The sequence below is a fragment of the Nonomuraea sp. GTA35 genome, from assembly GCF_041950525.1.
Lineage (GTDB): Bacteria > Actinomycetota > Actinomycetes > Streptosporangiales > Streptosporangiaceae > Nonomuraea.
In genome coordinates this window covers 270,933-295,590 of the sequence record NZ_JBGNUV010000010.1, presented here as the reverse complement: position 1 = coordinate 295,590, position 24,658 = coordinate 270,933, and the positions used below count along the sequence as shown (strand labels likewise).

Annotated in this window: 25 protein-coding genes; 11 read left to right on the top strand and 14 right to left on the bottom strand. The window is 69.0% G+C overall.

The annotated features are described in order from the left end of the window. The 7 genes from ACBJ32_RS38140 to rpsF form a co-directional block, all read right to left on the bottom strand. A complete protein-coding gene (locus tag ACBJ32_RS38140) occupies positions 1-744 on the bottom strand; it encodes an amino acid ABC transporter ATP-binding protein (protein WP_375130872.1) in 744 nt (247 codons plus the stop codon). Next, positions 741-1,580, bottom strand: a complete 840-nt coding sequence (locus ACBJ32_RS38135; RefSeq protein WP_375130871.1) for an amino acid ABC transporter permease — start codon at positions 1,578-1,580, stop codon at positions 741-743. Before ACBJ32_RS38135 ends, ACBJ32_RS38140 begins: the two co-directional genes overlap by 4 nt. Continuing rightward, positions 1,577-2,431 (bottom strand): ABC transporter substrate-binding protein, encoded by an 855-nt coding sequence (locus tag ACBJ32_RS38130; protein ID WP_375130870.1) that lies wholly within the window; start codon positions 2,429-2,431, stop codon positions 1,577-1,579. The genes ACBJ32_RS38135 and ACBJ32_RS38130 overlap by 4 nt, the downstream gene beginning before the upstream one ends. A gap of 253 nt (positions 2,432-2,684) precedes the next feature. Beyond that, positions 2,685-3,131, bottom strand: coding sequence for a 50S ribosomal protein L9 (gene rplI / locus ACBJ32_RS38125; protein ID WP_357880627.1), 447 nt, complete (start codon positions 3,129-3,131; stop codon positions 2,685-2,687). A gap of 14 nt (positions 3,132-3,145) precedes the next feature. Then, positions 3,146-3,382 (bottom strand): 30S ribosomal protein S18, encoded by a 237-nt coding sequence (rpsR, locus tag ACBJ32_RS38120; protein ID WP_020543048.1) that lies wholly within the window; start codon positions 3,380-3,382, stop codon positions 3,146-3,148. A 63-nt stretch (positions 3,383-3,445) separates the two neighbouring features. Continuing rightward, complete coding sequence (locus ACBJ32_RS38115; protein ID WP_375130869.1) at positions 3,446-4,000, bottom strand: single-stranded DNA-binding protein; 555 nt, start codon at positions 3,998-4,000, stop codon at positions 3,446-3,448. A gap of 78 nt (positions 4,001-4,078) precedes the next feature. Then, positions 4,079-4,369 carry a 30S ribosomal protein S6 gene (gene rpsF, locus ACBJ32_RS38110; protein WP_026214314.1) on the bottom strand — a complete coding sequence of 97 codons (291 nt, stop codon included), beginning with the start codon at positions 4,367-4,369 and terminating at the stop codon, positions 4,079-4,081. Positions 4,370-4,570: 201 nt separating this feature from the next. Between rpsF and ACBJ32_RS38105 the strand changes: the two genes are divergently transcribed. Next, positions 4,571-4,879 (top strand): hypothetical protein, encoded by a 309-nt coding sequence (locus ACBJ32_RS38105; RefSeq protein ID WP_375130868.1) that lies wholly within the window; start codon positions 4,571-4,573, stop codon positions 4,877-4,879. A gap of 42 nt (positions 4,880-4,921) precedes the next feature. Here ACBJ32_RS38105 and ACBJ32_RS38100 read toward each other — a convergent pair whose 3' ends face one another. Then, the gene (locus ACBJ32_RS38100; RefSeq protein WP_020543052.1) at positions 4,922-5,098 is read right to left on the bottom strand and encodes a hypothetical protein; all 177 of its coding nucleotides are present in this window, start codon (positions 5,096-5,098) and stop codon (positions 4,922-4,924) included. A 77-nt stretch (positions 5,099-5,175) separates the two neighbouring features. Here ACBJ32_RS38100 and ACBJ32_RS38095 point away from each other — a divergent pair, with 77 nt between their 5' ends. Further along, on the top strand, positions 5,176-5,919 hold the full coding sequence (locus tag ACBJ32_RS38095; RefSeq protein ID WP_375130867.1) for a deoxyribonuclease IV: 744 nt from the start codon (positions 5,176-5,178) through the stop codon (positions 5,917-5,919). Between the two features lie 73 nt (positions 5,920-5,992). On the opposite strand, the gene ACBJ32_RS38090 is transcribed toward ACBJ32_RS38095, so the two are convergent. From ACBJ32_RS38090 to ACBJ32_RS38075, 4 genes are all read right to left on the bottom strand, one after another. Beyond that, entirely contained in the window at positions 5,993-7,057 is a 1,065-nt protein-coding gene (locus ACBJ32_RS38090; protein ID WP_375130866.1) for a mannosyltransferase family protein, read from the bottom strand. Continuing rightward, positions 7,054-8,376 carry a glycosyltransferase 87 family protein gene (locus tag ACBJ32_RS38085; RefSeq protein ID WP_357880611.1) on the bottom strand — a complete coding sequence of 441 codons (1,323 nt, stop codon included), beginning with the start codon at positions 8,374-8,376 and terminating at the stop codon, positions 7,054-7,056. Before ACBJ32_RS38085 ends, ACBJ32_RS38090 begins: the two co-directional genes overlap by 4 nt. Beyond that, on the bottom strand, positions 8,373-10,961 hold the full coding sequence (locus tag ACBJ32_RS38080) for a transglycosylase domain-containing protein (protein ID WP_375130865.1): 2,589 nt from the start codon (positions 10,959-10,961) through the stop codon (positions 8,373-8,375). The genes ACBJ32_RS38085 and ACBJ32_RS38080 overlap by 4 nt, the downstream gene beginning before the upstream one ends. Positions 10,962-11,193: 232 nt before the next feature. Further along, positions 11,194-11,580, bottom strand: coding sequence for a DUF5318 family protein (locus ACBJ32_RS38075; RefSeq protein WP_357880605.1), 387 nt, complete (start codon positions 11,578-11,580; stop codon positions 11,194-11,196). A 133-nt stretch (positions 11,581-11,713) separates the two neighbouring features. Between ACBJ32_RS38075 and ACBJ32_RS38070 the strand changes: the two genes are divergently transcribed. Continuing rightward, complete coding sequence (locus ACBJ32_RS38070; protein ID WP_185111346.1) at positions 11,714-12,304, top strand: PadR family transcriptional regulator; 591 nt, start codon at positions 11,714-11,716, stop codon at positions 12,302-12,304. A 13-nt stretch (positions 12,305-12,317) separates the two neighbouring features. After that, on the top strand, positions 12,318-13,397 hold the full coding sequence (locus ACBJ32_RS38065; protein WP_375130864.1) for an inositol-3-phosphate synthase: 1,080 nt from the start codon (positions 12,318-12,320) through the stop codon (positions 13,395-13,397). Between the two features lie 54 nt (positions 13,398-13,451). Here the strand turns inward: ACBJ32_RS38065 and idi are convergent, their stop codons facing one another. After that, entirely contained in the window at positions 13,452-14,036 is a 585-nt protein-coding gene (idi, locus tag ACBJ32_RS38060) for an isopentenyl-diphosphate Delta-isomerase (RefSeq protein WP_375130863.1), read from the bottom strand. A 98-nt stretch (positions 14,037-14,134) separates the two neighbouring features. Between idi and ACBJ32_RS38055 the strand changes: the two genes are divergently transcribed. Continuing rightward, positions 14,135-15,421 carry an MFS transporter gene (locus ACBJ32_RS38055; RefSeq protein ID WP_375130862.1) on the top strand — a complete coding sequence of 429 codons (1,287 nt, stop codon included), beginning with the start codon at positions 14,135-14,137 and terminating at the stop codon, positions 15,419-15,421. On the opposite strand, the gene ACBJ32_RS38050 is transcribed toward ACBJ32_RS38055, so the two are convergent. Beyond that, positions 15,401-16,801, bottom strand: coding sequence for a CCA tRNA nucleotidyltransferase (locus tag ACBJ32_RS38050; protein WP_375130861.1), 1,401 nt, complete (start codon positions 16,799-16,801; stop codon positions 15,401-15,403). The two genes, ACBJ32_RS38055 and ACBJ32_RS38050, sit on opposite strands and share 21 nt — an antisense overlap. Before the next feature lie 149 nt (positions 16,802-16,950). Here ACBJ32_RS38050 and ACBJ32_RS38045 point away from each other — a divergent pair, with 149 nt between their 5' ends. The 6 genes from ACBJ32_RS38045 (at position 16,951) to ACBJ32_RS38020 (ending at position 24,552) form a co-directional block, all read left to right on the top strand. Next, entirely contained in the window at positions 16,951-17,475 is a 525-nt protein-coding gene (locus tag ACBJ32_RS38045; protein ID WP_375130860.1) for an aminoacyl-tRNA deacylase, read from the top strand. 50 nt (positions 17,476-17,525) lie between these two features. Then, a complete protein-coding gene (locus tag ACBJ32_RS38040; protein ID WP_375130859.1) occupies positions 17,526-19,661 on the top strand; it encodes a DUF6049 family protein in 2,136 nt (711 codons plus the stop codon). Beyond that, the gene (murJ, locus tag ACBJ32_RS38035) at positions 19,658-21,262 is read left to right on the top strand and encodes a murein biosynthesis integral membrane protein MurJ (protein WP_375130858.1); all 1,605 of its coding nucleotides are present in this window, start codon (positions 19,658-19,660) and stop codon (positions 21,260-21,262) included. Before ACBJ32_RS38040 ends, murJ begins: the two co-directional genes overlap by 4 nt. Positions 21,263-21,428: 166 nt before the next feature. Next, positions 21,429-22,955 (top strand): protein kinase family protein, encoded by a 1,527-nt coding sequence (locus ACBJ32_RS38030; protein ID WP_375130857.1) that lies wholly within the window; start codon positions 21,429-21,431, stop codon positions 22,953-22,955. Between the two features lie 15 nt (positions 22,956-22,970). Then, positions 22,971-23,606, top strand: a complete 636-nt coding sequence (gene sigM / locus ACBJ32_RS38025) for an RNA polymerase sigma factor SigM (protein WP_127937855.1) — start codon at positions 22,971-22,973, stop codon at positions 23,604-23,606. Continuing rightward, positions 23,596-24,552: an anti-sigma factor family protein gene (locus tag ACBJ32_RS38020; protein ID WP_375130856.1), complete on the top strand. Its 957-nt coding sequence runs from the start codon at positions 23,596-23,598 to the stop codon at positions 24,550-24,552. Before sigM ends, ACBJ32_RS38020 begins: the two co-directional genes overlap by 11 nt. Positions 24,553-24,658: the final 106 nt, after the last annotated feature.

Sequence of the window (24,658 nt, the reverse complement as noted above, 5' to 3'; positions counted from 1 at the left end):
CTAGAACCGCCCCGACTCCAGGACGCTGCGCAGGAACTCCTGGGTGCGCGGGTTCTCGGGCGAGGTGAAGATCTGCTCGGGCGGGCCCTTCTCCACGAGAACCCCGCCATCGAGGAAGCACACCACGTCCGAGATGTCGCGGCAGAAGCCCATCTCGTGGGTCGTCAGGATCATCGTCATGCCCGACTCCTTGAGCTCCCTGATGATCCCCAGGACCTCCACCACCAGCTCGGGGTCGAGCGCCGAGGTCACCTCGTCGAGCAGCATCAGCCTGGGCTGCGTGGCCAGCGCCCGGATGATCGCCACCCGTTGCTGCTGCCCGCCGGAGAGCTGGTCGGGGTAGGCCTTCGCCTTCTCCGCCAGGCCGAACCTGGCCAGCAGCTCGCGGGCCTGCTCCCCCGCCTGCGCCCTGGCCACCCCGTGCACCTGCCTGGGCGCCAGCGTGATGTTGTCCAGCACCGTCATGTGCGGGAACAGGTTGAACGACTGGAAGACGATGCCGAGCCGCTTGCGCACCTGGTCGACGTTCACCCGCGGATCGGTGATCTCCTCGCCGTCGAGATGGATGGCGCCGTCGTCCACCGTCTCCAGCAGGTTGACGCAGCGCAGCAGCGTGGACTTGCCCGAGCCCGAGGCCCCGATCAGGCTCACCACCTCGTGCGACTCGACCTCCAGGTCGATGCCGCGCAGCACGCTGTGGCCGTGGAAGTTCTTCCACACCCCCTCGATGGTCAGGACGCTCATGCTCCGCGCCTCCTGCGCGTACGGGCCGCCAGATGGTCGGTGAGCCGGGCCATGGGGATGGTGAGCAGGATGAAGATCAGCGCGGCGGCCAGGTAAGGGGTGTAGTCGAAGGTGTTGAAGGTGTGCATCTGCGCCTGCCTGAGCGCCTCCAGCGGCCCGATCGTCGCCACCAGCGCCGTGTCCTTCTGCAACGAGACGAAGTCGTTGAGCAGCGGCGGCACGACCCTGCGCGTGGCCTGCGGCACCACCACGAACCGCATGGTCTTGAGGTGGCTCAGGCCGAGCGAGCGGGCCGCCGCCACCTGGCTGGGATGCACCGACTCGATGCCCGAGCGGAACACCTCGGCCACGTACGCCCCGTACGAGAGCGTCAGCGCGATGATGCCCAGCGTCGCCTTGTCGAACGGGATGCCCTGCAACTTCAGCGCCGGCAGCCCGAACCCGATCAGGTAGATCACCAGGATCGTCGGCACACCGCGGAAGACATCGGTGTAGAGCGTGGCCAGGGCCCTGATCGGGAAGAACGCCGGCGTCCTGATCCCCCTGGCCAGCGCGACCAGCAGGCCGATGGCGAGGATGAGCACCTCTGAGATCAGGAAGATCCTGATGTTGAGCAGGAACCCCTCCAGCACGTCCGGCAGCGCCGCGACGAACTGCTCACCGTCGAAGAACGTCTCCCGCACCCGCGGCCAGCCCGGCGAGCTGGTGATCCCCCAGACCACCAGCACGATGAAGACGATCGTCGAGGCCGTCGCGATCGAGGCCGAGCGGCGGGCGCGCGACCTGCGTACCCGCTCCCGCTCGACCTGCCGCTCCGACTTGACCCATTCGCTCATCGCAGCTCGGGGGCACCGGCCGCGGAGCCGAGCCACTGCTGCTCGATCTTGGCCAGCTCACCCTTCGACTTCAGCGCGTCCACGGCCTTGTCCACGCACGGCTTGAGCGCGCTGCCCTTCTCCATCACCAGCCCGAACTCCTCGGGCGTGCCGCCCGTCGAGCTGAACTGGCCCAAGATCTTGGAGTTCTCCACCTGGGCGGCCGTCACGTAGAACGCCGTCGGCAGGTCCACGACCACCGCGTCCACCTGGTCGTTCTTCAACGCGGTCACGACGTCGATCTGGTCGTTGAAGACGTCGGGGTCGTCGGCCGGCTTGATGACGTCCCTGACCGCGTTGAACGAGGTGGTGCCCACCTGCACGCCGATCTTGGCGTCCTTGAGCTCCGCCAGGCTCTTGGCCCCGGCGTACTTGCCCTTCTCCGACACCACCACGGCCTGCTTGACCGTGTAGTAGCCCTTGCTGAAATCGACCGCCTCCGCCCGCTGGGGCGTGATCGAGACCTGGTTGATGTCGAAGTCGAACTGCTTGTCGCCCGGCGCGAACGCGGCATCGAACTTCACGGTGCTCCACTGCACCTCACTGCGGTCGAAGCCCAGCTCCCCCGCCACGGCGAACGCCACCGCGCTCTCGAAGCCCTGCCCGTTGCTCGGGTCGTCGTCCTTGAACCACGGCTCGAAGGCGGGTTTGTCGGTCCCGATGGTCAGCTTGCCCGGGGTGAGCAGCGACAGCTGCTCCTTGGTGCAAGCGGTGGACGTCGTGGGAGCAGCCGTAGTGGCCGTGTCGTCCACAGGAGCACAACCGACGACGGCCACGGCCACGGCAAGCAACAGCAAAGGGCGAACGGCCATGGCCTTGCCTCCAGGGGGAACGCGCTAAAGAACGAACGGCATTCTACGCCGCCCGTATAGGGAATCCCGTCCCAGGGTGCCCCTCGCCACGGCAATCGGCCTGCTTCGGGCTCGCGTAACGGCGGTCAGCCGGTGACGGGTTCAGCGGCCGTTTCCTGGAGGGCCATCAGCCGGAGTACGGCGGGTGGTGAGCCACGGCTTTGCCGTGAACAAAAGAAGGCCCCCGCACGCGGCGGAGGCCTTCAAGTGGAGATCAGCCCGCCACGACCTCAACGTCGATCGGCGCGGACACCTCCGGGTGGAGCTTGACGGTGACGCGGTGGGAGCCGACGCTCTTGATCGCGTTGACGATCTCGATGCGGCGGCGGTCGAGCACCGGCCCGCCGGCGGCCTTGACGGCGTCGGCGATGTCGCCCGTCGTGATCGAGCCGAACAGCCGGCCCGACTCGCCCGCGCGGGTGGTCAGCCGGACGCGCAGCGCGCCGAGCTGGCCGGCGACCTCCTTGGCGGTGCCGAGGTCGCGGATCTCGCGGGCGTCGCGAGCCTTGCGGATGGTCTCGATCTGCTTCTCGGCGCCCCGCGTCCAGCGCATGGCGTAGCCGCGCGGGATGAGGTAGTTACGGCCGTAGCCGTCCTTGACCTCGACGATGTCGCCGGGGGTGCCGAGGCCGGAGACCTCGTTGGTGAGGATGAGCTTCATATCGACAGGCCTCCTTAGCGCGCGGTGCTCGTGTAAGGCAGCAGGGCCACCTCACGGGCGTTCTTGATCGCGGTCGCCACGTCACGCTGGTGCTGGGTGCAGTTGCCCGTCACCCGGCGCGCACGGATCTTGCCGCGGTCGGAGATGAACTTCCGCAGCAGGGCCGTGTCCTTGTAGTCGACGTAGGAGATCTTGTCGTGGCAGAACAGGCAAACCTTCTTCTTGGGCTTGCGCAGTGCCGGCTTTGCCATCGTGGTGCTCCTTTCAGAGCCCCGCCTTCAGGGCGGGAATGGACTCGGGCTTGTGGACTGGGATTAGAAAGGCGGCTCGTCGCTGAAGTCGCTGCCGCCGCCGCCGAAGCCGCCGCCGCCCTGCTGGCCGCCGCCGCCGCCGTAACCGCCGCCGCCCTGGAAGCCGCCGCCCTGGGGCGGGGCGGGCGTGGCGGAGGCCCACGGGTCGTCGGCCGGGCCGCCGCCGAAGCCGCCACCGCCGCCACCCTGACGGGAGGTGCGGTTGACCTTGGCGGTGGCGTTACGCAGGGACGGGCCGACCTCGTCGACCTCGACCTCGTAGACCGTGCGCTTCTCGCCTTCCTTGGTCTCGTAAGACCGCTGCTTGAGCCGCCCCTGCACGATGACCCGCATGCCGCGCTGGAGGCTCTCGGCGGCGTTCTCCGCCGCCTGCCGCCAGACGTTGCAGGTCAGGAAGAGGCTCTCGCCATCCTTCCACTCGTTGGTCTGTCGATCCATGAACCGCGGAGTGGACGCGATGCGGAATCGAGCCACCGCTTGCCCCGTCGGGGTGAAGCGCAGCTCCGGGTCGTCGACGAGGTTGCCGACGATGGTGATTACGGTGTCGCCTGCTGCCATGGCTAGCGCTCGCCTTCCTGCACGCCTTCGCTTGGGTTACGGCTCAGAGTACGGGGCTCCTCCGACAAAAGCCGGAGGTTAGTGCACGTCGGGACGCAGGACCTTGGTGCGCAGAATGCCCTCGTTGAGGTTCATCTGCCGGTCGAGCTCCTTGACCGTCGCGGGCTCCGCGGACAGGTCGATGACGGCGTAGATGCCTTCGGACTTCTTGTCGATGTCGTAGGCGAGACGGCGACGGCCCCAGACGTCGACCTTCTCCACGGTGCCGCCGTCGTTGCGGACCACGGTGAGGAACTGGTCGAGGGACGGCGCGACGGTGCGCTCATCGAGCGAAGGGTCCAGAATGACCATTACTTCGTAACGACGCATGCGGGACTCCTACCTCCTCTGGACTCTTGCGGTCACGACACTCTGCCGTGACAGGAGGACGCTGACGTCTTGGCCCGGGCGGCCCCATTTCGGCACCCGGGGCGATGGATCACCCATCACAACGCAGCGTGCCCCAGGTTACCAGCCGTGAGTAGGTGGGAAGGCCTGTAGGAAACCAAGGGGGTGGTGGCTGTGCCACATGTGCTTCAGCCCTCCGAAAGGGAGCGGTTCAGGCTCACGCTCAACCCGGATGGACGTCCGCACCCGGTCGAGAACATCCTGGCCATCGCCACGCTCGTGTGTGGTGTGGTCGCCTTCGTCTCGACGTTCTGGACCTCGGCGCACGCGATCGCGTCCTGGTTCGGCTCGCTGGGCTTCGGTATGGGTCTCTATTCGCAGTACATCTCCGCCACGACGCCGCAGCGCTCGCTCAACATCGTCGGCCTCGTGGGATCGTTCGTGGGTGCCGCGCTGGGCATCGCCCACGGCGGTTTCCTCCCCCATACATGAGCCAACGGCCCCGGTCGCCCGGGGCCGTTCACTTTATGTGACTCACCCGATGTGCAGGTCTATGCCGAGCAGGACCAGGAACCAGAGGAACACCGCGAGCAACGCCTCCGCGAGATCCCGGAGCAGCCCCGGCGTGATGTAGTCGTACACCCAGGCGACGTAGATGCCGATGATGACGTAGACGAGAACGATCAGCGCCCGTAAGCGCCAGCGGCTCATATGTGTTCTCCTCGGGGGTAGGGGGTGTCCCCGCGACTGCCCTGAGCTGCTGATGCCAAACGGATATCCTCGGTGACATGGTGCTAATCGGAGCTCATGTCGATCAGGACGACCCCGCCGCCCACGCCGCGGAGGTCGGGGCCGAGGTGGTGCAGTTCTTCCTCGGCAACCCGCAGGGCTACGACAAGCCCGTGCTGCCGGCCAAGCCGGTCGAGGGGGTGGACGTCTACATCCACGCCCCGTACCTGATCAACGTGGCGACGACCAACAACCGCATCAGGATCCCCAGCCGCAAGCTGCTGGAGCAGCACCTGAAGGCGGCCGCGAGCCTCGGCGCCAAGGGCCTGATCGTGCACGGCGGTCACGTCAACAAGAGCGACGACCCGCAGACCGGGTTCGACAACTGGCGCAAGGTGTTCGAGCGCATGGAGTGCCCCGTCCCGGTGCTGATCGAGAACACCGCGGGCGGCGGCAACGCGATGGCGCGCAAGCTGGAGCGCATCGCCCGACTGTGGGATGCGCTCGACGGCTTCGACGTGGGTTTCTGCCTCGACACCTGCCACGCCCACGCCGGCGGCGAGGAGCTGATCGACCTGGTCGACCGGGTCAAGGCCATCACCGGCCGCATCGACCTGGTCCACTGCAACGACTCTCGCGACGACTTCGACTCCGGCGCCGACCGGCACGCCAACCTGGGCAGGGGGAAGATCGACCCCGAGCTGATCCTGGCGGTCTGCCGGGCGGCCGGCGCGCCGATCGTGGTGGAGACGCCGGGCGAGGGCCAGGCGGAGGACATCGCGTTCCTGAGGAAGAACCTCTAGCGAATACACACAGCCTGTGGATAACTTCCCTGGATTACCGAGACGGGAAAGTGGGTAAGGGCCCGCGCCGGCCTCAGCCCGCCCAGGCGCCGCTCAGGAACCGGCCGGCGTTGACCAGCATCAACGGCCCCGAGATCAGCCCGTACAGCACGATCACCCACGCCCGCCTGGTCGCGAGCCTGGCGACCAGCACCCACAGCGGGAACCACAGCAGCAGCGAGCGCGGGATCGACAGGTAGTACGCCGAGGTCATCAGCGCCGCCGCCTGCGTGCCCGTGTAGACGGCCTCGCTCCAGCGGCGCAGCGCGAGCAGCCACACCAGCCCGGCGACGGCCACCACCACCCCGGCGATCTCCATCCGGAAGGCCACCGCGAAGTCGCCCGAGCCCATGGCCGAGCGCCAGGTCGTCGCCCACGCCTGCCACGGCCAGGCGAAGTCGCGCCCCCAGCCGGCCTCCTGGGCGTGCTTCCAGGCCAACCAGTCGCCGGTCCTGCCGTACTGGTAGTACGAGTACGCCACCAGCGGCACCAGCGGCACGGCGAGCCACCCGGCCCGACGCGGCGACTCCCTGCGCATCACGAACTCCACCACGAGCGCGACCGCGAGGAACAGCCCCGTGATCCGCACGCACGAGGCGCCCGCCGCCAGCAGCGCCGCCGATGGCCAGTTGCCCTGCCGGGCGGCCAGCCACGCCGGGATCGCGAAGGCCAGGAAGAGCGACTCGCTGTAACCCGCGGCCAGGAACACCGCCATCGGGAAGAGCAGCAGCGCCAGCACCGCCACCCACCCGGAGGCGCCCTCGACCTCGGCCAGCCGGGCCAGCGCCAGCATCGCGACCGCCCCGGCGACCAGCGAGACCAGCAGCCCGGCCGCCGCCCAGTCGGGCACCACGAGGTGCACCAGCCGCAGCACCGCCGGCAGGCCGGGGAAGAACGCGGGCAGCCCGTCGTCCGGCGGCCTGCCGGGTTCGCCGTCGTAGCCGTACTGCGCGATCGTGATGAACAGGGTGGCGTCCCACTTGCGCCACCTGTCGAGGTACTCGCCCAGCGTCACGCCGAGCAGCGTCGCGACGAGCAGCCCGGCCCGCGAGCCGAACCACAGCAGCAGCGCGTCCCGACCGGCCGAGCGAGTGATCATCTGAAGGCGGACTGCAAGGTGAACCGGTCGGGCGCGTCGTCGAACACGCCGCCTGCCTGGTCGTCGATGTCGGCCTGCCGGACCACGTCCTTGTCCGGGCGCAGGATGTCACGCACGACGAACGCCATCATGATGCCGATCGTGATGATCCGGCCCCACACGGCGGTGAAGTACGTGTCGTCACCGATGCCCAGGTCGCCCCGGCTGAGCGGCGGCTGGGCGAGCAGGTAGAGCCAGATCGCGACGAAGTACCAGACCTCCGCGAGCTGCCACAGCACCAGCGGCTTCCAGTTGGGCCTGGCCAGCACCGCGAACGGCACCAGCCACAACACGAACTGCGGCGACCACACCTTGTTCGTCATCATGAACGCGGCCAGCGCCAGGAAGCAGATCTGCGCCAGCCGGGGCCGGCGCGGCGCGGCCAGCGCCAGCACGGCGATGCCCACGCACATGATCGCCAGCGACACCATGCCCAGCGTGCTCACGTCGGCCTCGCCCAGGACCGGCCAGCCCTTGTTCTGGAAGAACAGCCACGGCGAGCCCCAGTCCACCCCGCGTTCCTGCGAGAAGACGTAGAACCTGCGCCACCCCTCCCAGGCGAAGACCATGAACGGCACGTTCACCACGAGCCACGCGCCCGCCGCCGAGCCCGCCGTGACCAGGAACGGCCGCCATCGCCCGGTACGCCACGTCAGCAGGAACAGCGCGCCCAGGAACATCAGCGGGTAGAACTTGGTCGCGATCGCCAGCCCCAGCAGCACCCCTGCCGCCACCTGGCGCTGCCGCTTCCAGGCCAGCAGCATGCCCATGGACAGCGCGCCGGCCACCAGGTCCCAGTTGATGTAGGCCGCCAGCACCACGGCCGGCGAGATGGCGTACCAGAGCGGGTCCCAGCGCCGCGTCGGGCCCGCCACCGCGGCCATCAGCAGCACGCCGGCCACGAGGCAGAGGCCGAGCAGGATCACCGTCAGGTCGTAGAAGCGCACCGCCTGCGCGACGGGGTCGGGCTCCAGCGCGCGGGCGATCCAGCTGATCACCTGCATGACCTCGCCCAGCACCACCGGGTACTCGACCTGCTTGTCGAACGGCACCTGGGCGAAGTAGGGGTCCTGGGTGGCCAGCGCCCTGTCGAAGTACAGGGGGTAGATGTCGGTGTAGCAGAAGTTCGTGTAGGTGGAGACCTGGTCGTTCCACCCGCCGGTACGGCACGGCAGCCGCACCACGTACGCAAGGGTCGCCCCCAGGGCCGCGATCAGCCCCAGGGGCAGGTACGGCACGGCACGCGCCACCCAGGGGGCGCGTGCCTCGGTGCTCGTCACTGGTCCTCTGGCCGGGTGGTCTTCGGTTGTGTCCCGCCGGTTCTGTGCTCCGGCGCGGATCCCTGGCCCGCCAGGCCCACGTCGTCGGGGTTGGTCTCGGAGAACTCGTCCTCGGCGCCGTCGTCGTCCACGCTCACGTCATCGTCGGGAACGGTGGTGTCGTTGCTGTCGCAGCCGATGAGGCAGTCGTCCGCGCCGTCGTCGAACGGGTTGTCCGAGCCGAACGGGTTCTCGTCCTCCTGCGTCGGCGTCGGCGTGGGCGTCGGGCTCGGCACGATGTTCTCGGGGACACCCACCTCGGCCCGGTCCGGGAACTGCTCGATCGGCAGGTTCTCGTGGGCCATCTGCATGAACTTCTGCCAGGCGATGGTGGGCGGGCCCGCACCCTCGAAGCCGAGCGAGACCTCCCTGACCGTGGTGTAGGGGTTGTCGTTGTTGTACTTCTTGCTGCCCTTGCGGAAGATCGGGCAGTTGGAGTGCTGCGGCGCGACGACCTTGCCCGTCTTGGTCACGCACTGCTCGCGGTAGAACCCGACCGCGGTCGAGATCTGCGGCGTGTACCCGACGAACCAGGCTTCCTTCTCGTCGTTGTTCGTGCCGGTCTTGCCGGCGGCCGGCCTGTTGCCCAGGCCCTTGCCCGCCGCGGTGCCGCCCGGCTGGAGGACGGCCTGCATGGCGATCGTGGCGTCGGCGGCGACACCCGGGTTGATGACCTCCTTGGCGACGGCCTGCTCCGGGTAGGCGACCTTGCCGTTCTGCTTGACCTCCTGGACGACGTGGTACTTGGTGTACTTGCCGCCGTTGGCGAAGATCGAGTAGCCCGCTGCCTGCTCGACCGGCGTCACCAGCGCGCTGCCGATCGCGAACTGGAAGTGGTGCTCGTTCACGTCGTCTTCCATGCGCTTCTGGTCGAAACCAGCCGCCTCGACGAGGTTCTTGACGTCATCGAGCTGGCCCGGCAGCTTGAACGCCATGGACACGTACGCGGTGTTGACCGACGCCGCGGTGGCCTTGACCACGTCCACGGACACGCCGACGTTGTGGCTGTTCTTGATGCCGCCCTCCTGCTGGCCCGGCAGCTCCTTCGGCACCGTCTGGTTGCCCGGCACGTAGCTCTTGAGCGAGTAGCCGGCCTGCAGCCAGGCCGCCAGCACGTACGGCTTGAACGCCGACGCGGCCTGCTTGGTGGACTGGAAGGGCTCGTTCCACGGGTCGGTGAGATAGTCGTCGCCGCCGTAGAAGGCCAGCACGCGCCCGTTCTTCGGGTTCACCGCGGCCAGGCCGCCGTGGAACTCCGTGCCCAGGTTGTACGCCTGCATCGTGCTCTTCACCGCCGTCTGGGCGGCCTTCATGAGCCTTCTGTCGAAGGTCGAGACGATGTGGTAGCCGCCGCTCTTGATCTCTTCCTCGGTCAGGCCGCGGGTCTCCAGCTCGGCCAGCACCTGCTTGACCATGTAGCCGTTGAGCCCGCCCAGGTCGTCGTTGCCCGCGGAGGCGCGCGTCTTGGGGAACTTGGCGGTCTGCGGGAGGTTGCCGTACTTGTCGGGCCACAGCTCGGCCATGTTCTTGATGACTTCCTTGAACCGCCACTGCAGCGCCGAGGAGTTGTGGTCCCAGTTGGGCTGCTGGATGCGGGCGGCGAGGTAGGCGCCCTGCTCGGGGGTCAGCTTCGCGGCGGTGATGTTCTTGCCGGGGAAGTAGGCCTTCGCGGCGGCCTCGACGCCGTACGCGCGGCCGAAGTTGATGGTGTTGAGGTAGGTCTCGAGGATGTCTTGCTTCGACATGGTCTCGTCGAGCTTGACCGCGACGAAGATCTCCTTGACCTTGCGCTGGATCGAGACCTCCTGGCTGAGGCCGTCGTAGTAACCGCGAGCCATCTGCTGGGTGATCGTCGAGGCGCCCTGGAGCTGCTGACCCGTGACGGTGTTGTACACCGAGCGGACCATGCCGGAGACGGAGATGCCGGAGTCTTCCCAGAACGTCTTGTTCTCGATGGCGACGGCGGCGTTCCTGACGTCCTCGTCCATCTTGGCGAACGGGACGATCTCGCGCTTGAAGCCGAGCCTGGCGATCTCGTTCTTGCCGTCGCGGAAGTAGATGGTGCTCTGCTGGGCCGTCGCCTCGCTCTGCGCGGAGGTGGGGACCGGGGTGTTGGCGTACGCGACCATGATCATGCCGAACAGGCCCGCCGCGAGCACCACGGTGCCGGCCACGACGATCTTCCAGCTCGGCACGAACCTGCGCCAGCCGCCCCGGCCGCCGCCGTCCTTCTTCGTCGGTGGGCCCGGAGGCTCGGGCGGCTCGCCCGAGCCGCGCCGGCGCGAGCGGCGCGGCGCGTCACTGATGATCGTCTCCTGGTTACCCAGCGTGCGCGTGTCCTGGCGGCTGCGGGAGCGCGGCGGCGGCTGCTCCGGATGGCCCCCAGGCGGCGGCTGCTGCTGGGGACGACCCCCCGGCTGCGGCTGCTGGGGATGGCCTCCACGCTGCGGCGGCTGCTCGGGATGGCTTCCGCGCGGCTGCTCGGCATGCCCCGCACGCGGCTCGGCGCGTCCGGCAGGTGGTTCGTCGTACGGCTGCGCGGCCATCGCGCCGGTCTGCTCGTAGGCCGCTTCAGGACGACGGGGCGGCTGGGCCGCACCCCACCCCGGCTCGCCGGTTTGGGGAGGAGAACTCTGGGGCACAGAACGGGATGAGTTGGATCGACGGCGCCTCCCCGGGCGGGCCGTCCCCTCATTCATGCTGCTACTCACACGTCCTCGCAACGTCGTCGGAAACATAAACGGCGGTTGGGCGTGAACTCCTCGCCGCCCTCGGTCTTCACGCTCGTCCGGCGAGGTCAGGCGGTCCGTTCCCGAGGACGTACGAAACCGTCAGGTGATTCCAGGAACAACCTTGGCAGACCTCGACAACGTACACCCGGAACTCATCGTAATCATGAGCCATGGCGACGAGTTCTGATGTGACCTTTGCCTGACCGGCATGCCTCCCGAGGGAGTCGCCGTAGACATAGGTCACGTTGGTGACGTTCTCCTTTTCGCACACCGGGCAGGGGCGTTCGGTCGGTTCGCCGAAGTGGCGCGCCGCGCGAAGGAGGTAGGGCTGTGCGTCACAGACGTCGCGGCGCGAGGCATCCCCCGAGCGCAGGGAGCGGACGACCGCCCGCTTCGCGAGGCCGTAATCCACCACCCTTCTCTGTGACCACATGAGCGCCAGACTACGGCGTTTTACGGGTTCATCCCAACGCCTTGGCAGATTCATAGATTGCGGGCATATAGCGGACCGACGTATCTTGGGGATGTATCGGCTCGATACATCGACGCGAGAGGGGGCGGTTCCAGTGGCCAGCGGACAGGGCAGGGTCTTGGAACTGGCCGTGCTCGGGTCGCTGCACGAGACGCCGCTACACGGCTACGAGCTGCGCAAACGGCTCAACGCCCTGCTGGGGATGTTCCGTGCGTTCTCCTACGGGTCGCTGTACCCCTGTCTGCGATCACTTCTGGCTCAGGGCCTCATCGCCGAGGAGCAGCCCGCTCCGAACGCGATCGTCGGCGGCAGGTCGAAGATCGTCTACAAGCTGACCGCCGAGGGCAAGGAACGCCTGCAGGACATGCTCACGCAGGCCGGTCCGTCCGCATGGGAGGACGAGAGCTTCGGCGTGCACTTCGCCTTCTTCCGCCACACCGAGGCCGAAGTGCGGTTGCGCATTCTCGAGGGCCGCCGTAGCCGGCTGGAGGAGCGCCTCGACGCGGTGCGTACTGCGCTGGCGCGCACCAGGGAGCGTCTCGACAGCTACACGCTCGAGCTGCAACGTCACGGGCTCGAGTCCGTCGAACGCGAGGTGCGCTGGCTGAACGAGCTGATCGCAACGGAGCGTCGGGCCTCGTCAGAGGAGAGGCCCGAAAGAGATACCACGTCAACTGATGAGTAAGGGAGCGAGTGCGATGGGTTCGGTTCGCGTGGCCATTGTCGGTGTCGGCAACTGCGCGTCGTCGCTGGTCCAGGGCGTTCACTACTACAAGGACGCGGACCCGGACACACGGGTCCCGGGCCTGATGCACGTGAAGTTCGGCGACTACCACGTCGGCGACGTGGAGTTCGTCGCCGCGTTCGACGTGGACGCCAAGAAGGTCGGCCGCGACCTGTCCGAGGCGATCGTCGCCAGCGAGAACAACACGATCAAGATCTGCGACGTCCCGCCCACGGGGGTGACGGTCCAGCGCGGCCACACCTTCGACGGCCTTGGCGAGTTCTACCGCGAGATCATCGAGGAGTCCGACGAGGCGCCCGTCGATGTGGTCCAGGTGCTGCGTGACAACCAGGTCGACGTCCTCGTGTCGTACCTTCCGGTGGGGTCGGAGGAGGCCGACCGCTTCTACGCGCAGTGTGCGATCGACGCCAAGGTGGCGTTCGTGAACGCGCTGCCCGTCTTCATCGCCTCCGACCCCGAGTGGGCGGAGAAGTTCACCAAGGCCGGCGTGCCGATCGTCGGCGACGACATCAAGTCGCAGGTCGGCGCCACGATCACGCACCGGGTGATGGCCAAGCTGTTCGAGGACCGCGGGGTCGAGCTGCTGCGCACGTACCAGCTCAACTTCGGCGGCAACATGGACTTCATGAACATGCTGGAGCGCAAGCGGCTCCAGTCGAAGAAGATCTCCAAGACGCAGTCGGTCACCTCGCAGATCCCGCACGAGATGGGCAAGGCCGACGTGCACATCGGGCCGTCGGACCACGTGCCGTGGCTGGACGACCGCAAGTGGGCCTACGTGCGGCTGGAGGGGCGCTCGTTCGGCGACACGCCGCTGAACCTCGAGTACAAGCTCGAGGTGTGGGACTCGCCGAACTCGGCCGGGATCATCATCGACGCCGTACGGGCGGCCAAGATCGCGCTCGACCGGGGCATCGGCGGGCCGATCCTGTCCGCTTCCTCGTACTTCATGAAGTCGCCGCCGAAGCAGTTCTCGGACGACGAGGCCCGGGAGTACGTCGAGAAGTTCATCAGGGGCGAGGTCGAGCGCTGACGCGCTGAGCTCGTGGCGCCGCCTTCCCGCACGAGCGGGGGGCGGCGCTGTCGTTCACGGGCGCGCGGCCGGCGGCAGGTCGCCGGCCGAGGCCGGCTGCCAGGCGAGCGGGTCGGAGCCGAGCTCGGCCAGCAGCGGCACCTGCTCCCGGCACCAGGGCGAGATCGCCAGCAGCCCGTTCTGGGCCCCCTCGGCGAACTCCTTCCACGGCATCCAGCGGGTCTCCGCCACCTCGTCGGGGTTCGGCGTGACGGCTGAGTCGACCGTGACCCGGTAGACGGGGCAGAGCTCGTGCTCGACGATGCCATTGGCCATCTCGGCGCGGTAGGAGAAGGCGGGCAGCATGAGGTCGGCGCGCCCGGCCGCGAGCCCCAGCTCGTAGGAGAGCCGGCGCAGCACCGCGCGGTCCACGGGCTCGCCGGGAAGCGGGTGACCGCAGCAGCTGTTGGTCCAGACGCTCGGCCAGGTGATCTTGTGGTCGGCCCTCTTGGTGAGCAGCACGCGGCCTTCACGATCGAAGACGTAGCTGGAGAACGCCAGGTGGAGAGGGGTTTCGCGGCCGTGCACCGACGTCTTGGGCGCGGTGCCGAGCGCATGGCCGGCAGGGTCTACCAGCACAACGTGTTCCTCAGTGGTCACGCTATGAAGCGTACGAGATCATGTGCACCGCTCGGAACCCCGTGCGCACCTGCTGCACCAGCATCCTAAAGGAGGAGGGACGGGGCTAGGCTGGCGGCGTGTCTTTCGTCGCCGATCTCCGCGTGGTCCTGCGGGGCAGGGACTTCAGAAGGTTGTTCAGCACCCGGCTGGTCTCCCAGTTCTCCGATGGGATCTTCCAGTTCGGGGTGACCGGGTTCGCCTTCTTCAGCCCCGAGAGCCAGACCACCGCGTTCGAAGTGGCCGCCGGGCTGGCCGTGCTGCTGTTGCCGTACAGCGTGCTCGGGCCCTTCGTCGGCGTCTTCATCGACCGATGGTCGCGGCGGCAGATCCTCGTGGTGGCGCCCTTCATCCGCGGCATGCTGCTGCTGCTCGCCGCCGGGCTGGTCGCCGCCGACGTGCCGGATCCGTGGTTCTACGCGGCGGCGCTGGCCGTGCTGGGCGTCAACCGGTTCTTCCTGGCCGCGCTCGGCGCCTCGCTGCCGCACGTGGTGCCGCCGGAGCGGCTGATCTCCGCCAACGCGGTCGTGCCGACCTCGGGGACGGTGGCCACGTTCGTCGGCGCCGGCCTGGGGTTCCTGCTGCGGGAGATCTTCGGCGGCACGGATTTCGGCGTGGCGCTGCTCCTGGTCACGTCCGGCGTGGTGTTCACGATGAGCGCGCTGGTGGCGCGGACGATGGACCGGCAGCTGCTCGGGCCGTGGCCCGACCCCAACCGGCCGCAGGCTCGCCAGGCGCTGCGCAACGTCGTCACCGGGCTCACCGACGGGGCCAAACACCTCGTGCGGCACCGGGTGGCCGCCGCGACGATGGGCGCGATGGCCACGCACCGCTTCCTGTTCGGCATGTGCACCGCGCTCGGCATCATCCTCTACCGCAACTACTTCACCGACGGCGACGCCGACGCGGCGCTGCGCGGCGTCGGCCTGGTGGTGGTGGCCGCCGGCGTCGGCACCGCCCTGGCCGTGGTCATCACCCCGTACGCGACCGAGCGGTTCGGGATCGAGCGCTGGGTGCAGATCGCGCTGGTCGCGGCCGGGGTGCTGACGGCGGCGCTGGTGCTGCCGTTCCAGGAGTGGGGGCTGCCGGTGGCCGGGTTCGTGCTGGGGCTGGCCGGGCAGAGCGTCAAGATCTGCGCCGACACCACCGTCCAGCGCGACGTGGAGGACATCTACCGGGGCCGCGCGTTCTCGATCTACGACATGCTCTTCAACGGCATGTACGTGCTCGCCGCGGCCCTCTCGGCGGCCATCCTGCCGGCGAACGGCAAGTCGTACCTGGCCGTGGTGATCATCTCGATCGGCTACCCGCTGGCGGCGCTCGCCTACCGGACGATCACCACGAGGTCACGCGCCGAGGCCGTTTGAGCCGGCCCACTCCAGCAGCGCCGCGGTGGCGGCCTCCTTGCCGATCATGCCCTTGTCGAGCCTGAGCTCGAGCAGGAACTTGTAGGCCCGCCCCACCACCGGCCCCGGCCCGACCCCCAGCACCTGCTGGATCTCGTTGCCGTCGAGCTCGGGGCGGATCTTGGCCAGCTCCTCCTCGTCGGCGAGCCGCGCGATGCGCTCCTCCAGGTGGTCGTAGGTCCGCGACAGGGCCGCCGCCTTGCGCTTGTTGCGGGTGGTGCAGTCGGCCCTGGTCAGCTTGTGCAGCCGGCTCAGCAGGTGACCGGCGTCGCGCACGTAACGGCGCACCGCGCTGTCGGTCCACTCCCCCGTGCCGTAGCCGTGGAAGCGCAGGTGCAGCTCGACCAGCCGGGCGACGTCGGAGACCACGTCCTTGGGGAACTTCAGCTCGGTCATGCGCTTCTTGGTGAGCTGCGCGCCGACCACCTCGTGGTGGTGGAAGGAGACCCGCCCGCCCGCCTCGTGGCGGCGCGTCTTCGGCTTGCCGACGTCGTGCATGATCGCCGCCCAGCGGAGAATCCGGTCGGGCTTGCCGTCCTCCTCCTGCGCGATGGCCTGGTCGAGCACGGTGAGCGAGTGCTCGTACACGTCCTTGTGCCGGTGGTGCTCGTCGATCTCCAGGCGCAGCTTGGGCAGCTCGGGCAGCACGTGGGCGGCCAGGCCGGTGTCGACCAGCAGGCGCAGGCCCTCGCGCGGGTTCGCCCCGCAGATCAGCTTGTCGAGCTCGTCGCGGATGCGCTCGGCCGAGACGATCTCGATGCGCTCGGCCATCGCGGTCATCGCCGCCACGGCCTGCGCGTCCACGTCGAACCCGAGCTGCGAGGCGAACCTGGCGGCCCGCAGCATGCGCAGCGGGTCGTCGCCGAACGACTGCTCGGGAGTGCCCGGCGTACGCAGGAGCCGGGCCCGCAGGTCGGCCAGGCCGCCGTACGGGTCCACGAACTCGTGGCCGGGCAGGCGGACCGCCATCGCGTTGACCGCGAAGTCGCGCCGCTCCAGGTCGGCGTCGAGCGTCTCGCCGTACATGACCTCGGGCTTGCGGGACTTGGGGTCGTACGACTCGCTCCGGTACGTGGTGATCTCGATCAGCCAGCTCCCCTTGCGCAGGCCGACCGTGCCGAAGTCGATGCCGATCGTCCATACGGAGTCGGCCCAGTCCCGGACGATCTCCAGCACCCGCTCGGGGCGCGCGTCGGTGGTCAGGTCGAGATCATTGCCGATGCGGCCGAGCAGGAGGTCGCGCACGGGACCGCCGACGAGGGCCAGCTCGTGGCCCTTGTCGGCGAACAGGCGGCCGAGCTCGTCGGCCACCGGAGCGATCTTGCGGAACAGGTCGTTCATGGCCCGCTGCTGGCTTTCGGTCAAGGTTGAGTCGGACAAACTGAGTCGGCCTTCTGCTTCCGGAACATATCCCCCGAGCCACACCAGGTCCGGGTTACCGTCGGTCAAGGGACCGTCGGGGGCCATGGACTTCAGGCAAGGAGGACTATATGAAGGACGCCCTCGCGATCCACCGCTGGCTCCTCGCACGCCAGGTCCATCATGAGATCGTACGCCTTCCGCGTCCCATGACATGCGCGGAAGAGCTGCCTGAGACGATCTCCGCCGCTCCTGAGCGGTGCCTGATGGTCACGGTGCTCGAAGTCACGACCTGGGTCGGCCGCGAGGTCGTCATCGGGGTCACCTCCCCCGTCTCCTCGCCGCCCCGGCCCGGAGCCGTCGGCGGATTGCTCGGCGCGCGCCAGGTGCGCCCCGCGCCCGCGCACGTCGTCAACGTCACCACCGACTACGCCTGCGGGCTGGTGTGCCCGCTGCTGCTGCCGGAGTCGCTGCCGATGTTCATCGACGACCGGCTGCTGGCCGACAACGAGCCGCTCTTCACCCCCACGGGCGAACGTCACACGGCCCTGGCGATGCGTTCACTCGACCTGCTGGCCGTCCTGCCAGGCAAGATGGTCGACCTGCACGGCTCGCACCGGCGAGGAGCGCGCGCGGCGGTCGCGCGACGGCACTGAACCCGTACCATTGCGGGCGTGCGTCGTCGTAGTCCAGCTCGGGCATCCGCGTGATCCGTAAGGCCGCGCTGCTCGCCGCGCTGTCCGCCGCGTTGCTCGCCCCCACGGTGGCGGTGACGCCGGGCTCTGCTGCCGCGAAACCCGCGGTCACAGCGCAGAGGCAGAGCTTCGCGGTGTCGATCTCGTCGATCACGCCGGAGGCGCCGAGGAACGTGACCGATGAGATCAAATTCACCGGCACGGTGCGCAACGACACGGGGTCGCCCCAGTACAACGTCTCCATCCGGCTGCGCTACCAGTCGCAGCCGTTCGCCGACCGCGCCGCCCTGAGCGCGTACGAGGCCGACCCGGCGGCGATCCCGCCCCTCGTCTCCTCGGTCTCCTCGATGTACATCCCGACGCTGGCCGCCGGGGCGCAGCAGGAGTTCGAGTTCACCGCGACGCCCTCGCAGCTCGGCTACCGGTCGTTCGGGGTCTATCCGGTCGCCGTGGACGTCGCGCCCAACGGCGTGTCCCAGGCGATGCAGCGCACCTACCTGACCTACGCGCCGGCCACGCCGCAGAAGCTGCCGCGCAACAAGATCGCCATCGCGCTGCCCGTCATCGACCAGCCCCACCGCTCCACCGACGACGGCGCCTTCGTGGACGACAAGCTGAGCCAGGCGCTGACCGGCCGGGGCCGCCTGGCCGACCTGGCCAGGATCGCGCAGTCCGCGCCGACCACCGTCACCTGGGTGTTCGACCCGGCGCTGCTCGACGACATCAGCAGGATGGCCAAGGGATACAGCGTCAAGACGAAGGACGGCGAGGAGAAGAAGCCGGCCAGCGCCGAGGCCGACCAGTGGCTGAAGACCATGCGCAGCGCGCTGGCGGCCTCCCCCGTGGTCGCGACCCCGTACGCGGATCCCGACGTGGCGGCGCTGGCGCACCAGGGGCTCGACACGCAGACCGCGCGGGCCATCGAGCTGGGCGGGCAGACGGCCAGGTCGCTGCTCAACCAGAACGCGAAGACCAACATCAACTGGCCGGCCAACGGCTTGCTCGACCCCGACGCGCTCGACCTGCTCTCGGTCAGCGAGGTCGACACCGTGCTGCTCAACTCCACCAACCTGCCGCCGCAGCAGCCCGTCACGACCACGCCCGACGCCGCCTCGACGCTCGACTCGGTCAACGGCCCCGTCACCGCGCTGGTCGCCGACGCCGAGCTGAGCCGCCTGTTCGAGCCGGCCACCAGCACGTCCGTGCTGCTCAGCACGCAGCGCTTCATCGCCGAGACCGCGATGATCGCCGCCGAGCAGCCCCAGCCCGGCCAGCAGGTCCAGCCCGGCCGGCAGGCCGCGCCCAGGTCGCTGGTGGTGGCCCCCTCGCGGCGCTGGAACCCCAACCCGACGCTCGTCACCGCCCTGATCAAGGCCGCGGACCGGCTGCCGTGGCTGCAGCCCGCCAAGCTGGAGTCCATCAAGCCCGGCAAGGCCTCCGTCCCGCGTGCCGGCCTGGCCTACACCGACCAGGACCGCAAGGAGGAGCTGACCCGCAAGTACCTCGACCCGGTCAAGGAGACCTGGGCGAAGGCGCAGCTCACCTCGCTGATCACGGCGCAGAAGACGCAGTCCCGCTTCGACGCGGCGGTGCTGCGGCTGACCTCCTCCGCCTGGCGCAACAGCACGCGGATGGGCCGCTCGGTGACGACCGTGGTCGGGAAGGCCGTGGACGACCAGCTCGCCGAGATCAAGATCACTGGGGCCAGCCCCGACTCGCCGCGCACGCTCGCGGGCAGCAACGGCGTGGTCCCGATCAGCGTGAAGAACGAGCTCAGCGCCCAGATCAAGCTCTACATCGAGGTCAAGTCCGACAACCCCGAGCTGCTGACGGTGACGTTCGAGCAGACGGAGCCGCTGACGATCGGCGGCGGGCAGAGCGGCACGGTGCAGGTCCCGATGAACGCCGCCCCCGACACCAGCGGCGACGCGACGGTGACCGTGCAGCTCAAGACCGTCGACGGGCAGCCGTACGGCAAGCCGCAGCGGCTGACGATCCGCACGACCGGCTACACGGGGATCGCCCTGGTGATCGTGGGGGCGGCGCTGACCGTGATGCTCGCCGCCGTGGTGACGCGGCTGCTGCGCCGCAGGTCCCACCGCAAGCTCGCGCGTGCCGCCAAGAACCGGGAGAGTGAGACCGTATGAGCCGCATGCTGCGGGCCAGCGCCATCATGGCGGCGGGCACCATGGTGTCCAGGGTCACGGGGTTCGTGCGGACGATGGTGCTCGCCTACGCGATCGGCACCGCGGCGCTGGGCGACGCCTACAACGCGGCGTACGCGATCCCGTACAGCATCCTCGACCTGCTGCTCCTCGGCGTGCTGAGCAGCGTCGTGGTGCCGATGATCGTGCGCGCCCAGCAGCAGGACGAGGACGGCGGCCGGGCCTACGAGCAGCGGCTGCTGACGATCGCCACGGTGGCGCTGGTCGCGGTGGCGGTGCTCTCCGTGCTGGCGGCGCCGCTGCTGATCGACCTCTACACCGACTGGGACCCGGGCAGCAGGAAGTTCGAGGTCGCGGTCATGCTGGCCCGCTTCATCCTGCCGCAGCTCGCCTTCTTCGGCGTGGGCGCGGTGGCCGGCGCCATTCTCAACACCCGCGACCGTTACGGCGCCCCCATGTGGGCGCCCGTGCTCAACAACGTGGTCGTCATCGCCGTGTTCGTGCTCTACGCCGTGGTCGGCACGGGCCGCGACATCGAGGGCGTCACCACCTTCGACCTGGCGCTGCTCGGTGTGGGCACCACGGTCGGCATCGTCGCCCAGGCGGCGGTGCTGATCGTGGCGCTGCGGCGGGCCGGGTTCGCCTTCGTGCCCCGCTTCGACCTGCGCAACGCGCGGCTGGGCGAGATGGGCAAGGCGGGCGTCTGGACGATCGGCTACGTCGTCGTCACCCAGCTCGGCTTCATGCTGACGGTGAACCTGGCCAGCTCCGCCGGCAACGTGGTGGCCGGGCACGGCATCAGCCCGTACACGCTGGCGTTCCAGCTTTTCCAGCTCCCGTACGGCGTCATCGGCGTCTCCGTGATCACCGCGATGCTGCCGCGCATGAGCCGGGCCGTCTCCGAGGGCCGGTTCGAGGACGTACGCGCCGAGTTCGGGTCGAGCGTGCGGCTGGTCTGCTCGCTGATGGTGCCGGTGTCGCTGCTGCTCATGGTGCTCGGGCCGGCGATCACCGTGCCCATCTACGGCCACGGCGCCAACACCATCCCCGATGCCGTCTACATCGGCAACGTGCTGCAGGTGTACGGGCTCGCGCTGGTGCCGTTCGCGATCTTCCAGCTCCTGCTGCGGGTCTTCTACAGCTTCGGCGACACCCGGACGCCGGTGTTCATCGGGGCCGGTACGACGGCGGTCAACGCGCTGTTCATGGTGCTGCTGTACCTGGTGCTGCCGCCCGCGTACGCGGTGATGGGGCTGGCGCTCGCGTACGCGATCGCGTACGGGCTGGGCGCGGTCCTGGCCTGGTGGCTGGCCAGCCGCCGGGTGGGCGGTCTCGGCGGCTGGGCCGTCGGCATGTCGCTGACCAGGATGTACCTCGCCGGCCTGCCCACGGCCGTGCTGGCGCTGGCGGCCGTGTGGGTCGTCACCGGCGTGTTCGGCGGGCTCGATTTTCTCAATTCGGTCATAGTGCTCGCTATCGGCGGCGGACTCGGTATGGTGCTCTATCTCGGCGTGGCCCACAGAATGCGCATCCCGGAGGTCAACTCGATCGTTGGGATGGTCGCGAGGCGGGTAGGTCGGTAAAGAACGCGGGCGGAATCTTCTCGGCACTACCATGGAGCCCGACACGCGCGAATGGAAGCAGGAGGGGCGTGGGCGGATCCACCCGGCATAGCGTGCCTTCGTGGGACACGGCCACGCAGGTGAGTCGAACCATGAGCACGCCCGATCGGCCAAGCGGAGTGAGCCAGTGAGCAGCACGTCGGCCGTCGAACCCGGCACCCGTCTCGCCGAGCGTTTCCGGCTGGAGGACCGCGTCAGCGAGTCCGACGGCGCCACGCTGTGGAAGGCGATCGACGAGATCCTTGCCCGCCCCGTGGCGGTGCACACCTTCGCACCCGATTTTCCCCGGGTCCACGAGGTCGTCACGGCCGCCCGCGCCGCGAGCCGGCTGACGGACCCGCGCCTGACCCAGGTGTTCGACGCCGCCGAGGACGACAAGAGCGCCTACGTCGTCAGCGAGTGGGTCACCGGCGAGACGCTCACCGACCTGCTGGCCAACGGGCCGCTGGAGCCGGAGCGGGCGGCCGGGCTGGTCGCCGAGGCCGCCGAGGCGCTCGCGCACGCCCACCAGGCGCAGCTCTACCACCTGTGCCTGCGCCCCTCCCACCTGATGTGGACCAACGGCAACACGGTCAAGGTGCTCGGCGTGGCCGTGGACGCGGCGATGTGGGGGCTCACCACCGACCAGCCGGCGCTCGACGACGCCGAGGGGCTCGGCCGGCTGCTGTACGCGGGCCTGACCGGGCACTGGCCGGGCGACGAGGAGGAGGGCGGCCTGCCCGCCGCCCCCATGACCGACGGCCACTTCTGCACGCCCCGCCAGGTGACCGCGGGCGTGCCCAGCTACCTCGACACGGTCACCGTGCGGGCCTGCCTGCCGGAGTCGCGCAGGGGCCAGGGCGCGCTGGCCAGCCCGGCGGAGGTCGCCGAGTCGCTGGCCGACGTGGCCAGGCCGATGCCGATCCCGATCTCCTACCCCTCGACCCCCGCGGTCGCCTCGGCCTCCCACACGGAGGGCCTGGACATCGCCCACCGGCAGAAGGCCGCCCCCATGCCGCCGCTGCCGCCCGTCACGATGCCGCAGCGCCCGTCGAGCAACGGCGGGGGCAGCACGCTCAACCGCGTGCTGATGACGCTGGTGGTGCTGCTCGTCATCGCCGCCGTCGGCGTCGGCGCCTGGACGATCGGCCGCAGCCTGGGCAGCCCGACCACCCCGCAGACGGCCAGCGCCGCCCCCACCTCGACCAAGTCGGCCACGGTCGCCGTCGACGCCGTCAAGCCCAAGAACGCCAAGGGCTTCGACCCGCTCGGCGACGGTGACGAGAAGACCGACATCGCGAAGCTGGCCATCGACGGCAAGCCCGGCACGCTGTGGAAGACCGAGACCTACACCAGCGCCGACCTGGGCCGGCTCAAGGACGGCGTGGGCCTGCTGCTCGACATGGGCAAGTCCATGCAGATCAGCGACGTGGTGGCTACGCTGTCCGATGCGTCGGGCGCGACCGTCGAGCTCAAGGTGGGCGACTCCCCCGAGCTCGGCTCGCTGAAGACCGTGGCGACGGAGAAGAACGCCGCAGGTAAGACCACCCTCGCCCCCGAAGAGGCGACAAGCGGTCAGTACGTTTTGATCTGGTTTACGCGTGTTCCGACGGATGCAGGCACTTTTCATGGCACCATCTATGAGGTAGTGGTGCACTCTCCCGGATCGGCATAATCAGGAATCTCTCTTGTGAACTCCCCACCCGAGACACCTTCAGCAGCGGAGCGGCCGGCGGTCACAGACGCCGAGCTGCTGACCGCGCACATCAACGGGGATCCACACGCCTTCAGCGAAATCGTCAAGCGGCACCGCGACCGCATGTGGGCGGTCGCACTGCGCACGCTCGGTGACCCCGACGAGGCCGCCGACGCCGTGCAGGACGCCTTCGTCTCCGCATATCGCAAGGCTGCCACGTTTCGCGGCGAGGCGGCCGTCACGACCTGGCTGCATCGGATCGTGGTCAACGCCTGCCTCGACCGGATGCGCCGCAAGTCCGTCAGACCGGTCGCCGACGACGAGCTGATCGAGGCAGCCGAGCGCGAGACGCCGCTGCCCGACCAGACCGTCGAGCGCGAGGTCTCGATGGAGGTTTCGGCTGCTCTGAAACTGCTGCCCGCCGACCAGCGGGCGGCGCTGGTGCTGGTGGACATGATGGGCTATTCGGTCGAAGACGCAGCTCAGGTGCTCCAGGTGCCGAGCGGGACCGTGAAGAGCCGGTGCGCGCGGGGGCGCGCGAAACTTGCCCCGATTCTTTCGCATCTGCGGAACCGTTCGGACCTCAATCGCGTCTCATCCGCGAAGGGAGCAGAACTTCGTGACGGGTGATACGCACTACGATCTGGAAATCCTCGCCGAGCTGGCCGAGGGTCTCCTGGACGTCGGCACGGCACGCCAGGTCCGCGAGCATCTCGCGGTCTGCGACCCCTGTGGGGAGCTTCTGGCGGACCTGGCGGCGGTTCGCGAGGTGCTGGCCGCGACCCCCACACCGGCAATGCCGATGGGTGTCGCACTGCGCATCGACAAGGCTCTGGCCGCCGAGGCTGAGTCTCGGCGGGGTGGCGGTGTCGGCCTCGCGGAAACACCGGACTGGGACGAGCTCATGCGGGACGCCCCGTGGGAGCGGCAGGCCGAGGTTCCGGAGCCCGTACGCCTGGGCGCCGTGGCCTCCGCCGGCGACGTCCCTGAGGTCGAGGAGCCGGTACGCCTCGGCGTGGTCTCCGACGACGGCACGATCGTCCCGGCGAGGACCCGCACCATGCGGCGGCGGCGCTGGGCGATGCCCGCGGTCGCGGCCGCGGCGGCGGCCGTCGTGGTCGGTACGGCCGTGGCCTCCACCGGCCTGCTGGCGAGCGGCGGTGACAATGGCGCGAGCGTCGCGCCGCCACCGATCGCCCTGCCACCGGCGCAGTCGGCTCAGCCGTCGCCTAGCCGGACCTCACAGCGGGCGAAGGACGTCAAGGGCGTCTACGTGACCAACAGCGACCACAACTACAGCGATCCAGAGCTGCGCATGTCGCTGGAGAGCTTCATGGCTCCCGCTCCTGCCATCCCTGGCGACTCCGATGACGCCGGCAAGGTGGCCAAGTGCGTCAGCGCGGTGTCCAAGCGCGCCCACCTCAAGGTGTTCGCAGTGGACCAGGGCCAGTACAACGGCCAGGAGGCGCTCATCATGGCCTCCTGGAAGCAGCAGGCCGCGAAGAAGGTCCGCGTCGACGTCGTCGACCCGTTCAACTGCAAGAACCTGCGTAAGCCCGCTCTGGGCCGCTGGTAACGGTCGTACGCAAACAATCCCACGTGGGAGCCCGCTTCGGCGGGCTCTTTCGTTTCTCCCAGCGTTGCCGGGTAGGGCTGGGAATCAGGGCGCCCTAGGATCTGTT

Bases quoted from the DNA above. Each gene is read 5' to 3' on its own strand.
- ACBJ32_RS38140 (WP_375130872.1), bottom strand. From the start codon at position 744: ATGAGCGTCCTGACCATCGAGGGGGTGTGGAAGAACTTCCACGGCCAC.
- ACBJ32_RS38135 (WP_375130871.1), bottom strand. From the start codon at position 1,580: ATGAGCGAATGGGTCAAGTCGGAGCGGCAGGTCGAGCGGGAGCGGGTA.
- ACBJ32_RS38130 (WP_375130870.1), bottom strand. From the start codon at position 2,431: ATGGCCGTTCGCCCTTTGCTGTTGCTTGCCGTGGCCGTGGCCGTCGTC.
- rplI (WP_357880627.1), bottom strand. From the start codon at position 3,131: ATGAAGCTCATCCTCACCAACGAGGTCTCCGGCCTCGGCACCCCCGGC.
- rpsR (WP_020543048.1), bottom strand. From the start codon at position 3,382: ATGGCAAAGCCGGCACTGCGCAAGCCCAAGAAGAAGGTTTGCCTGTTC.
- ACBJ32_RS38115 (WP_375130869.1), bottom strand. From the start codon at position 4,000: ATGGCAGCAGGCGACACCGTAATCACCATCGTCGGCAACCTCGTCGAC.
- rpsF (WP_026214314.1), bottom strand. From the start codon at position 4,369: ATGCGTCGTTACGAAGTAATGGTCATTCTGGACCCTTCGCTCGATGAG.
- ACBJ32_RS38100 (WP_020543052.1), bottom strand. From the start codon at position 5,098: ATGAGCCGCTGGCGCTTACGGGCGCTGATCGTTCTCGTCTACGTCATC.
- ACBJ32_RS38095 (WP_375130867.1), top strand. From the start codon at position 5,176: ATGGTGCTAATCGGAGCTCATGTCGATCAGGACGACCCCGCCGCCCAC.
- ACBJ32_RS38090 (WP_375130866.1), bottom strand. From the start codon at position 7,057: ATGATCACTCGCTCGGCCGGTCGGGACGCGCTGCTGCTGTGGTTCGGC.
- ACBJ32_RS38080 (WP_375130865.1), bottom strand. From the start codon at position 10,961: ATGGCCGCGCAGCCGTACGACGAACCACCTGCCGGACGCGCCGAGCCG.
- ACBJ32_RS38075 (WP_357880605.1), bottom strand. From the start codon at position 11,580: ATGTGGTCACAGAGAAGGGTGGTGGATTACGGCCTCGCGAAGCGGGCG.
- ACBJ32_RS38065 (WP_375130864.1), top strand. From the start codon at position 12,318: ATGGGTTCGGTTCGCGTGGCCATTGTCGGTGTCGGCAACTGCGCGTCG.
- ACBJ32_RS38050 (WP_375130861.1), bottom strand. From the start codon at position 16,801: ATGAACGACCTGTTCCGCAAGATCGCTCCGGTGGCCGACGAGCTCGGC.
- ACBJ32_RS38045 (WP_375130860.1), top strand. From the start codon at position 16,951: ATGAAGGACGCCCTCGCGATCCACCGCTGGCTCCTCGCACGCCAGGTC.
- murJ (WP_375130858.1), top strand. From the start codon at position 19,658: ATGAGCCGCATGCTGCGGGCCAGCGCCATCATGGCGGCGGGCACCATG.